The sequence below is a fragment of the Robertkochia solimangrovi genome, from assembly GCF_007279655.1.
Lineage (GTDB): Bacteria > Bacteroidota > Bacteroidia > Flavobacteriales > Flavobacteriaceae > Robertkochia > Robertkochia solimangrovi.
This window is the reverse complement of record NZ_QKWN01000001.1, coordinates 728,668-739,709: the sequence shown is the minus strand read 5'-3', so window position 1 is coordinate 739,709 and position 11,042 is coordinate 728,668. Positions and strand designations below refer to the sequence as shown.

Below are 11,042 nucleotides of genomic sequence, written 5' to 3'. Positions count from 1 at the left end.
GCCCTTTTTATTTATATACCAAACCAACAAACCTTCTGTACAGCTAACGCCATTAACCACCATTAAACCTGACCTTCTGAAGAGCGCTAAGAAGAATTAAACTTACCCAATAACTTCCACGTCAAGTCGATTTAGACTTTAGGCCTCATGGACCTAAATAATGACAACAATTCAGGAAGCGCAAACAGGCCTTCCAAATTCTGTGAGAAGACGTAACAGCTTCACCAAAGGTCCGTCCGATGTCTTGCCTGCCTCCGGCAAACAAGATCGTCACGGAACTATGATCTGGTACTATTAAAAGAACCCACCCAACAGGCAGTCCTCTCCAAAAATCTCAAAACTTTTATCGACGTTAGGTAATACGTATAAAGTATTAGTCTATAAGAATGAAGCATTTCGTCAGAAATAACGTTGTAGTTTGTCGGATTTCATTCCATTTATCTAAAAGAAAGGACTTTAAACTTATTCTTTTTGAGATTGAAGTACATCCGTATACTTTTACTTCACCATAGCATAAGTAGGTTAAGTTCATGGTAAGATTTGGGGCAAAAAGGGCAGACTAACGTCTGCCCTTTTTATTTATATACCGAACCACAGACCTCCCACAAAGGAACCTTCAATAACCACTCTAAACTGTGTCCGTGAAATCACTTCGTAAATATTGCCACAAGTCATTATAGCAGCCTCATTTGAAAGCACTACGATAGCAACGCCACTCGATGAAATCTTAAACAAATAGAGGAAGGCTGCCTGTCGCATACAGGATCACACCTCGACTTCACCGAAGTTGGCCCGAGTCATCAGGAAAAGGATGGTCACCGATTTAGAACGGATTATAGATTAAAAACCTAAAAATTCATAAAACCATAATCATCCCTATGAAATACGTAATAAGTATTAGTATATAAGAATTAGGTAGTTCATCAGAAATAACGTTGTAGTTCATCGGATTTCATTCCATTAATCTAAAAGAAAAGACTTTAAACTTATTCTTTTTGAGATTGAAGCACATCCGTATACTTTTACTTCACCATAGCATAAGTAGGTTAAGTTCATGGTAAGATTTGGGGCAAAAAAGGTGGATTAATTTCCACCTTTTTTATTTTGTATAAATAAAGTCCTACACGTTTTGTATCTGTTTAAATCACACTTCTAACTTACTGATTTACTGTTTTTTATACCCATCAGTTTTTTATAGCCCGTCTCAGGTATTTCATCTAAAAAAGCATACGTTAATCAGATTTATTTAACAGTATTCAAACCCAAATATATCTTTACATCACCATAGCATAAGTAGGTTAAGTTCATGGTAAGATTTGGGGCAAGAAAAGGGTGGACGTTAGTCCACCCTTTTCATTTTTATACTATCCCAAACAGACGCTGAGCATCTAAATTCCACATCCAATCAACTGAGCCAGCGAAGAACACTTTCACCACAGGTCAGTATAGCATTTTGGGCTAAAGGCCCACAAATAGCGACGACACTTCACGCAGCGCAAGCAGTGAATCGACACTTGACGAATGCGAGGCAAAGGAAATCGTCACTATTCAATGTGCCATCAGACCGATAGTTTCCAACATTAACTCAGCTTCCAGCCATCACGGTATTCTCCCTTAACCCAATCATTGGCTTCTTTAAAGTTGGTCACCTCCATACGTTCACCATCCCATAGAAGTTTTTTTCTACCCGGATAATTATACGGTTCCCAGTCACCTGGGGATTTCCCGTTCTTTAATTCTTTCATCTGATAAGCTCTTATCGCGAGATTACCCATCAATACAGCTTCAGTAAGTTTACCGGCGTAAGAGAAAGGTGAAGAAGTCTCTGTCCCGTTTAAACATCCGTTAACGAAATTATCAGCATGTCCTTTCTTAACCCTTTGCAAGGTTTCTTTCGGAAAATCTCCTACGCTATCCTTATAATGTTTCAGGATACGAGGGTTAGCAGAATAAGTATCGGTAACCAGGATTCCTCTCTCCCCATAGAAAATACTTCCTCCACCGGTATCACCGATGGTTTCCCCCTTTTGAAGTTGCTCCGGTATATCCGGCATAATTCCACCATCGTACCAGTTCAGAGAAACATCGCCATGTGTATCATTTTTAAATTTCAATCGCACGACAGATGAAGGCGGACAAGCACTCGCATAATTCGCCTCTACAAAATCTCCCGACCAAACCGTAGTACAACTCGCTTCGGCTTCATACGGATATCCTAGACCTAAGGCTTTAAAAGGAGTTTCCATGATATGGCAACCCATATCTCCGAGTGCCCCGGTGCCAAAATCCCACCAACCCCGCCATTTGAACGGCAGATAGGCATCATTGTACGGTCTCATGGCTGCGGGTCCGAGCCACTGATCCCAATCGAGTTCTGCGGGAACCGGTTGCCCCGGCAACTCACTTTTCATACCCTGTGGCCATACTGGCCTGTTCGTCCAGCAATCCACACGATTTACTTTCCCAATAACACCGGCATCGATCCATTCCTGAGCGGTACGGATACCGTCTGATGAACTCCCCTGATTTCCCATTTGGGTTACGATACCATTTTCAGCGGCAACTTTTGACATCAATCGCGCTTCCATGATGTTATGGGTTAACGGTTTTTCAACATAAGCATGCTTTTTAGCACGCATAAAAGGTATCGCAATCGTAGCATGATTATGATCGGGTGTTGCTACCATCACCGCATCGATCTCTTTCAGATGGGCATCATAAACCTTTCTGAAGTCTTTATATTTGGCGGTTTTATCGAATTTCTTATAAGTCCCGGCAGCGCTTCTGTCATCGACATCACAAAATGCGACGAACTTCACTTTTCCGGTTTGATGCAGTTCTCCAACCACACCTCCACCACGTCCACCGACACCGAAACCGGCCATATAGAGTGTATCACTCGGAGGAACATGTTTGCCACCCAAAACATGGGAAGGCACAATGTAAAATGCGCTACCGGCCATCGCGGCACGCTTAATGAACTTTCTGCGTTTCATAGTTTGTTTGCTATTAAAAGTTTAATGGTTTATCATTGAAAAAGTTACAAAAAATAATCAGATCAATTTTCTTTCTTTTAAATGGATTATTTCCTTAAATTTGGACTATGTCCAATAGATCGATCATAAAAGGAAGAGGTGCTCAGACCCATATCAGCAACAGATTTGACAGGTTTACCCATGAATCTGACCCTGAATTCCTGGAATTCTGCAGGCTGGAAGGCGAAGAAGCGGAAACCGGAAAAACAAAATTCCTCGAAGTCTTCCCCAAATCGATCGTAAACAAGGTTGATAGTCCGGATGTAGGTATGGAGTATTCCATGAACCCCTATCAGGGATGTGAACACGGTTGTGTATACTGCTACGCCCGGAATACACATGAATACTGGGGATACAATCCAGGATTGGATTTCGAGAAGAACATATTAATAAAAAAGAATGCGGCCCTACTTCTGGAAGAAAAACTCAAAAGCCGTTCCTGGAAAGGGAATACCATTGTACTCTCGGGAAACACCGATTGCTATCAACCTGCCGAACAGAAATACAGACTTACGCGGGAATGCCTGAAGGTCTTTTTAAAATACCGGCATTGCACCGGTATCATCACCAAAAATGCCTTTCTCTTACGAGACCTGGATCTCCTTACCGAGTTGAATCACCATCGGTTGATCGGAATTAATATTTCTATTACAACACTGGATGAGAACCTAAGACGAATGTTAGAGCCGCGAACCGCAAGCATAGCAAAACGCTTGCAAACCGTAAAAATACTAACGGATGCAGGAATCCCAGTAAATGTGATGATCGCTCCGATAATTCCGGCACTTAACAGCCAGGAGATCCTGCCGCTAGCAGAAGCAGCAGCAGATCATGGGGCTAGCTCCATTGGGTTTACGGTAGTCAGGCTAAATGGGGCCATTGGAAGGATATTTACCGAATGGGCACACACAACCATTCCGGATCGGGCAGAACGAGTCCTGAATCAGATTAAAGCGTGTCATGGCGGACAACTGAACGATAGTAGATTCGGCGTGAGATCCAAAGGAGAAGGAGAAGTGGCCAGACAACTGCATCAACTCATCGCTTTGGCAAAAAGAAAATACTTCAGGAACCAAAAATTTAAACCCCTCAACCATGAATTATACACAGAGTTCAAAACTTTGAATAAGAATCCAGACCAATTGCGACTTTTCCAATAAAAAAGGCCGGACTTGAATCCGGCCTTAATTTTATTTACTGAACACTTCTTCAGGTTCATTCTGTTCCTTTGCTTTACGTTTGCGTTCTTTCTTCTCTTCACGTTCCACGCTTTTTCCATAGAAAAACCGCTTCATTTTATAAGTGATCAGGAAGAGTGTCGGCACAATGATCAAGGTCAGGAAGGTCGCAATAAAGAGTCCGAAGATCACTGTCCAAGCAAGTGGTCCCCAGAAAATTTTATTATCACCCCCTACATAAACATCCGGATTAAAGTTTGTAAATAATCCAAAGAAATCGATATTCAATCCGATCGCTAACGGAATCAGTCCGAGAATAGTCGTGATCGCAGTCAGTAATACCGGACGTAAACGAGCACGTCCACCTTCAATGATCGCATCCTTAACATCCTTATCATCAAGATAAGCGCCATCCGGCAGGCCGAGTTTGATGAGTTTACGATCGATCAGGATCTGCGTATAATCCAGTAATACCACTCCATTATTCACCACGATACCCGCCAGGGAAATAATACCCATCATGGTCATCATGATCACGAACGGCCAACCGGTGATCATCAATCCACCAAACACGCCGATAAAACTCAGGAAGATCGCGATCATAATGATCGTTGGTTTGGAGATCGAACTGAACTGGAATACCAGCAGGAACATGATCAGACCGAGTCCGGCAAAGAAGGCCCCCATCAGGAACTTCATTTGTTTTTGCTGCTCCTCCAACTGTCCGGTGAAATCGATTTCAACACCCGAGGGCATTTCGAAATCTACCATTTCCTTTTGTATTTGCTCTACAATAGCGTTTGCATCGGTAAATCCGGGCTGTAATCCAGAATACACAGTAACTACCCTTTTGGTCTCTTTATGCTTGATCGCACTAAAGGCAGAGGTATTTCTTTGTCTTGCCACCGCTGAAACCGGTATCTCCTTGATCTGACCACTGGCCTGATCCCTGAAGATTATATTCTGTTCAAAAATGGCATTCTTATTATAACGTTGTTCTTCATTGAAGCGTACATAGATATCATAATCATCTCCGCTCTCCTTATAAACTCCGGCCTTCTCGCCAAAAATAGAACGTCTTAACTGATTTCCTACCTGTCCGACGGCAACTCCGAGTTCTCCTGCCTTTTCACGGTCAACCTCCACGATCATCGAGGGTTTACCTTTGTTCACATCTACCTTCAATTCTTCAATACCGGCAATATTCTTACGGTTGATGAAATCAAGCATATTCTCTGCTGTAAGAATTAGTTCGTCATAGTTCTCCCCTGTAAGTTCGATATTGATCGGGTATCCTACCGGAGGACCAACGGCATCCTTTTCCACAGAAATTGCGAGTCCGGGATAAACGCCTTTTAAGGTCTCCTGAACTTTCTGACGCAATATTTCGCTGTCTTTACCTCTTCGGAATTTAAACTCTCTGAGGGTTGCCGTAATTTTGGCACGGTGTGGCATTTCTGCAGAAGACCCCATACTGGTCATCGGGTTACCGGAACCTTCCCCAACCTGAGAAACCGCAGATTCGGTCATGAAATTATAGTCGCCATCCATGTATTCACTGTCATTGATGACATTGTATACCCGGCCTTCGATATCTTTGGTGATCGCATTGGTCTTTTCAATATCGGTTCCCTGAGGATACTCGATGTAGACATTGATCTGATTTGGTTTGTTATCGGGAAAGAACTCAACTTTGGTTCGGTGGCTTTGTAACGAACCTGCAAATAACACGAACGTGATGATCAGAAGAAGAAATATCCCTCCTGAAAAAAGATAGGGACGGAACCCTTTAAGTGCAAATCCAACCGTTTTCTTATATCCATTCTCCAGGGAAACCAACACCTTATTCTGAAACCATTCCGCTGAACCTTTCAGCCAGTATCGATAGATCCAGAACATCGCAGCAGTAACGATCATCAATGATCCAAAACCTCTCATTTCCCCTCCGAAGATCAGGATAAGAACACCCGGGGTACAAAGGAACAGGCTTAGACGGATCAATTGCTTACGGGTCAATTTCTTTTCGCCCGTGTCCATATATCTTGAAACCAGCATGGAATTCATAAATATTGCCACAAAGAGGGAAGAACCCAATACAACGGAAAGCGTGATCGGGAAGAAGATCATAAATTCACCCATGATCCCGGGCCACATTCCAAGCGGCACAAATGCGGCAACCGTAGTGGCGGTAGATATGATGATCGGCACCGCGATCTCACCAATACCTTTCTTGGCTGCTTCCATTCTACTCATCCCTTCCTCATCCATGAGTCGGTAAACGTTCTCAACAACCACGATACCATTATCCACGAGCATCCCCAGCCCCATGATGAGTCCGAACAGGATCATGGTATTCAAGGTATAGCCCAGTGCCTGCAGGATCATCAGCGACATAAACATCGACATCGGGATCGCAAACCCTACAAAGAGTGCATTACGGAACCCAAGGAAGAACATCAGGATCCACACCACGAGGATCACCCCGAAAATGATATTGTTCACCAGGTCATTCACCTGATTCAGCGTTTTGGTCGACTGATCATTAGCCATGGAGACATACAGATCTTTTGGAAAATAGTCTGTTTCCGCCTCTTTTATGATCTCACGGATCTCATCTGCCGCCTCGATCATATTTTTACCGCCACGTTTCTTAACATCGAGCATCACCACGTTTTCTCCAAATTCACGGGCATAGGTGGTTTTATCTTTATCTCTGAAAGTCACTTTGGCAACATCACGCAGATATACGGCTCCGTCATGAGACTTAACGACGAAATTATTCAATTCCACCGGCCGTTCGATCTCTCCGAGAATTCGGATCGTTCTTCTTTGTCCGCTGGTGATCATATTTCCGGCAGACATGGTCACATTTCCGTTTCTGATCGCATTCAGGATATCGTCAAAGCTCACTTTGGCTGCCATCATCTTATAGACATCCACAGCAACCTCCACTTCTTTATCCTGAGCACCACGGATATCTGCCTGTTTGATCGCATCCAGATCTTCGATACGATCTTCGAGGTATTCCGCATATTCCTTCAGTTTATCTACGGGATAATTTCCGCTGATATTAACATTAAGAATCGGGATCTCTTCAGAGAGTACCAGATCAAATACGTTGGGTTCCACTTTAGCATTGTTGAACAAAGGCCAGTCTTCACTGGCTTTTTTAGAGTCCACCTCATCCTTGACCAATTGTTTCGCTGCTTCCACGGTAATATTCTCATCGAATTCCACCGTTATAATTGAATAATCCTCCTGAGAAGTAGAAGTGATCTCTACCACATTACTCAGGTTTTTGAGTTCATCCTCAAGCGGATCTGTAATAAGTCGTTCAATATCTTCTGAGGTATTCCCGGGATAGGGAGTACTCACATAGATTTTGGTTTCACTTACCTCAGGAAAACTTTCTCTTGGCATTCCATAATAGGCGGAAATACCCATCACCAGAAACAGACCGATAAGCACGAATATCGTGGTGCTATTTTCGATTGCCCAGGAAGAAAGACCGAATTCCTTTTCTGTATTTTTTTGAATCTTACTCATTTAAGGCTAGTTGTTTTTGATTTGTACCTTTTGTCCAGGAAGTAAACTTCTGGCTCCTTCACTGATGATCTCATCTCCGGGTTCGATACCCTCAAGTACTTCAACCAGATCTCCCTGAGTTTTGCCGGTCGTGATGATCGTTTGCTGAACCTCAGTCTCAATTCCTCCTTCGGCTTTTACAGTCGTATACACATACTGATCACCGTCAGCATTTTCAGTAATGATACTTTGTGGGATCAGCATGGCTTTCTCACTGGTATAATCATTGATCTTCACTCTTGCGGTCAGGTTAGGTTTTATAAGTCCGTTATCATTAGGTACTGCGAATTCCACACGGAAAGTACGATTGGCAGGGTTGATGAAGTTACTTACCTGGCGAACTTTAGTGGTATATTCTTTGCCGAGAACCGGGAAATAGGCTTTCACTTCGGTTCCTTTGGAAATACTGGGTATATAGATCTCAGGAACCTCGATCTCGATATACATATCACCGAGGCTTACGATACGAAGCACAGGGGAACCTGGAGCGAGATTGGATCCGGGATCTGCAATAATTTCATCGATGGAACCGGTGAAGGGTGCTGTAACTCTGGTTTTTCCAAGCTGACTTTCGAGTTGGGCAACAGCGTTCTGATTCGCTTCGAATTGAGTCTTAGCCTGCAGGTACTGCATTTCAGAACCGATATTCTGTTCCCAAAGACGTTTTTGACGTTCAAAAGTGGTCTTGGCCAGTTCCGTTTGAACCTGTAACTGTGCCAGCTGAGCAGAAAGTCCTCCGTCATCGATACGAGCGAGAAGCTGACCTTTTTTCACCTGTTGACCTTCCTTCACTAAAACCTCTTTAAGGATTCCTGAATATTCAGAATTCATGACGATATTTTGTTTGGTACTAACATTTCCCTGGAGCTGCACATAATGCTGGAACAGGGTATCACTGATCTTCAGTGAAGATACCAAAGCGAGTTTCTTTACTGTATCGAGTTTGGATATCGCCTCATCGAGTTTAGCCAGTTCAGCAGCGATCACGTCGAATTCTTCGGTAAGGCTTTCCTTCTTAGCTCTGATCGTTGTGAGATCACCGGATTCGATAACGCTATCTACTGATTTTTTTGATTCGCCACCACAGGAAGCGATCAACATGGGTATAATTAAAATTCCTAAAAACCTTTTCATTTTTGCTTGTTTATATGCTGGTGTGTGTTATTATTCTTTATTCAATCCGAGATCCGGTGTATTCAATACCGTTTCGAGAGCTGCTTTCGCATTGATCACATCTACCATGGATTGAATATAAGCCTGTTGAGCGTTGTAAAGCTGCGTTTGTGCCTGCCTTAAGTCAAAACTACTGGCGATCCCTTCACGAAACTTGACCTGATTCTTTCCTTCCACCCTTTCGGAAAGCCGAAGGTTCTGCGTAGCTGCATCATATTTTGCTACGGCATATTCAAAATTGCTCATCGAACGATGGTATTCCAGTTCGATCTGCTGTATGGTTTCCTGCAATTGGGTTTGTGACTGATCCAGAGCGATTTTAGCCTGCTGTGTTCTGGCACTTCTCAAAAGCGAACTAAAGATTGGAATGTTCATGCTCACTCCTAGAATCGAACTCTGATACCAGGGTGTTTCACTTTTAAAGAACACGAAATCCTGATTGAATGCTGTGGTACCATAATTCACAAAACCGTTAAGCGATGGTAATGCCTTACTCTTTTCGAGCTTTAACTCCAACTCTCTCTGAGAGGTCAGATTATTAGCGATCTTAAAATCAACATTCTCATCCATAATAAATGCTTCCTCGGCGATACCTGATCCGATCTCCTTCATGGTAAGTGTACTGAGGTTATCTTCGAGGTTTACTGCGGCATCTACAGAAATACCCAAAGCCAGATTCAGCATCTGACGTGAGATCTCATTCATACGAATGGCATTTCTCAAATCATTTTCGATCTGCAGTAATGTAATCTGAAGTTGTTCCACGTCTTCTTCTTCTGCAAAACCACTTTCAAAGGTAGCCCGAGTCTCTCTCAGATTCTCACTGAGCGTCTGGCGGTTCTTCTCGAGTATATCGATACCTTCCTCAGCAAGAAGCACACCTCCATAGGCATTGATCACTCCTTTTCTAACCTCCAGTAAGGTCTTTTCGTTGGCATTATCGTTATATTCCACGAAGACCTTTGCGGCTTGTAATCCAACCAGATAAGAACCATCAAAGATCAACTGGCGCAGGGTTGCGGTAAGCGACATTTGCTGTTTCACTCCAAAAATTACAGGAACAAAGGTTCCGGGATCTTGTCCGACAAGTTCACCGGGAAGGGGAGTAACAGGTTGTTTTAACTGATTCTGATAATCAACGGCTCCGTCGATCTGCGGTAAACCACTCGCGGTGGTCTCCCATTTCTTTTTAAGCGCTTTGGCTATTTCTCGCCGCGAATTGATCGCGGTATAACTGCTGTCCAGTGCGAACTGTATGGCTTCATCCAGGCTAAAACTATATTGCTTTGCTTGTTGGGCCTCGGCAGATAATGCCAATAACAGCGATACGACTAATACTAGTCTCTTCATTGCTTTTTTTGTTTATCTATATTATTAAATTGGTCGAGGGTCTCTAATCCTTTAGGCGTTACGATCGCCCGTAAATGATAATCGAGAAAAAGATCTGCTAAGTGATCCTTAGGATAGATATCCAGCGGAAAAACCTCTTCATCTTTGGTAGAGATCATACCGGCGAAGTACATCCTTCCTGTAAAGTCAACATCGAGTTCTTTTCGAAATAATCCCATCTCAATACCTTTAGTGATATTCTCCACCACGCATTCCAGCATATAGCCTTTCTGCCGGTTTCGAAAGCATTTAAAGGTTTTGGGATAATATTTCTTTAATTGGAAATAAGGAGAATTGGCTTCATTCTTAAGTTGTTGCCTGATCACCCATTTAATACGAAATAATTCTTCGATAGGATTCTCAGATTCTTCCTTTATCGACTCAAGACTACAAGTAATACGATCGAAAAGGTGAAATACGCAGGCTTCCACCAATTCATTTTTATTACTGAAATGCTGATAAATGGTCTTCTTTGAAATTCCAATGGAGTTGGCTATATCATCCAGTGTAACACTCTTGAAACCAAGATGCAGAAACATTTCAGCACTCTTATCTAAAATCTTTTCTTTCATAAGAGCGCAAATTTATAGCGGGAAACTTTAAAAACCAAAAAAGTTTCCACAGGTTTACAATTTATTAACGTTATTTCCAGCTTTGCGATCGTTTGAAATATGGTATTTTA

7 protein-coding genes are annotated in these 11,042 nt (G+C 42.7%); 2 read left to right on the top strand and 5 right to left on the bottom strand.

What is annotated here, in order from left to right; all coding sequences use genetic code 11:
* Nucleotides 1-160: 160 nt before the first annotated feature.
* On the top strand, nucleotides 161-298 hold the full coding sequence (locus tag DMZ48_RS18500) for a hypothetical protein (protein WP_162558656.1): 138 nt from the start codon (nucleotides 161-163) through the stop codon (nucleotides 296-298).
* 1,282 nt (nucleotides 299-1,580) lie between these two features.
* On the opposite strand, the gene DMZ48_RS03150 is transcribed toward DMZ48_RS18500, so the two are convergent.
* Complete coding sequence (locus DMZ48_RS03150; RefSeq protein WP_143953632.1) at nucleotides 1,581-2,996, bottom strand: Gfo/Idh/MocA family protein; 1,416 nt, start codon at nucleotides 2,994-2,996, stop codon at nucleotides 1,581-1,583.
* 107 nt (nucleotides 2,997-3,103) lie between these two features.
* Here DMZ48_RS03150 and DMZ48_RS03145 point away from each other — a divergent pair, with 107 nt between their 5' ends.
* On the top strand, nucleotides 3,104-4,195 hold the full coding sequence (locus tag DMZ48_RS03145; RefSeq protein WP_143953631.1) for a PA0069 family radical SAM protein: 1,092 nt from the start codon (nucleotides 3,104-3,106) through the stop codon (nucleotides 4,193-4,195).
* Between the two features lie 30 nt (nucleotides 4,196-4,225).
* Here the strand turns inward: DMZ48_RS03145 and DMZ48_RS03140 are convergent, their stop codons facing one another.
* Genes DMZ48_RS03140 through DMZ48_RS03125 form a run of 4 tightly spaced genes read right to left on the bottom strand, consistent with a single transcriptional unit; the run spans nucleotide 4,226 to nucleotide 10,932 of the window.
* On the bottom strand, nucleotides 4,226-7,759 hold the full coding sequence (locus DMZ48_RS03140; RefSeq protein WP_143953630.1) for an efflux RND transporter permease subunit: 3,534 nt from the start codon (nucleotides 7,757-7,759) through the stop codon (nucleotides 4,226-4,228).
* Nucleotides 7,760-7,765: 6 nt separating this feature from the next.
* Nucleotides 7,766-8,932: an efflux RND transporter periplasmic adaptor subunit gene (locus DMZ48_RS03135; RefSeq protein ID WP_143953629.1), complete on the bottom strand. Its 1,167-nt coding sequence runs from the start codon at nucleotides 8,930-8,932 to the stop codon at nucleotides 7,766-7,768.
* Between the two features lie 30 nt (nucleotides 8,933-8,962).
* Nucleotides 8,963-10,321 carry a TolC family protein gene (locus DMZ48_RS03130; RefSeq protein ID WP_143953628.1) on the bottom strand — a complete coding sequence of 453 codons (1,359 nt, stop codon included), beginning with the start codon at nucleotides 10,319-10,321 and terminating at the stop codon, nucleotides 8,963-8,965.
* Nucleotides 10,318-10,932, bottom strand: a complete 615-nt coding sequence (locus tag DMZ48_RS03125) for a TetR/AcrR family transcriptional regulator (RefSeq protein ID WP_143953627.1) — start codon at nucleotides 10,930-10,932, stop codon at nucleotides 10,318-10,320. Before DMZ48_RS03125 ends, DMZ48_RS03130 begins: the two co-directional genes overlap by 4 nt.
* Nucleotides 10,933-11,042: the final 110 nt, after the last annotated feature.

Excerpts from the sequence above, each read along its gene's own strand:
- DMZ48_RS18500 (WP_162558656.1), top strand. The coding sequence starts at position 161 with ATGACAACAATTCAGGAAGCGCAAACAGGCCTTCCAAATTCTGTGAGA.
- DMZ48_RS03145 (WP_143953631.1), top strand. The coding sequence starts at position 3,104 with ATGTCCAATAGATCGATCATAAAAGGAAGAGGTGCTCAGACCCATATC.
- DMZ48_RS03130 (WP_143953628.1), bottom strand. The coding sequence starts at position 10,321 with ATGAAGAGACTAGTATTAGTCGTATCGCTGTTATTGGCATTATCTGCC.
- DMZ48_RS03125 (WP_143953627.1), bottom strand. The coding sequence starts at position 10,932 with ATGAAAGAAAAGATTTTAGATAAGAGTGCTGAAATGTTTCTGCATCTT.
- DMZ48_RS03150 (WP_143953632.1), bottom strand. The coding sequence starts at position 2,996 with ATGAAACGCAGAAAGTTCATTAAGCGTGCCGCGATGGCCGGTAGCGCA.
- DMZ48_RS03135 (WP_143953629.1), bottom strand. The coding sequence starts at position 8,932 with ATGAAAAGGTTTTTAGGAATTTTAATTATACCCATGTTGATCGCTTCC.
- DMZ48_RS03140 (WP_143953630.1), bottom strand. The coding sequence starts at position 7,759 with ATGAGTAAGATTCAAAAAAATACAGAAAAGGAATTCGGTCTTTCTTCC.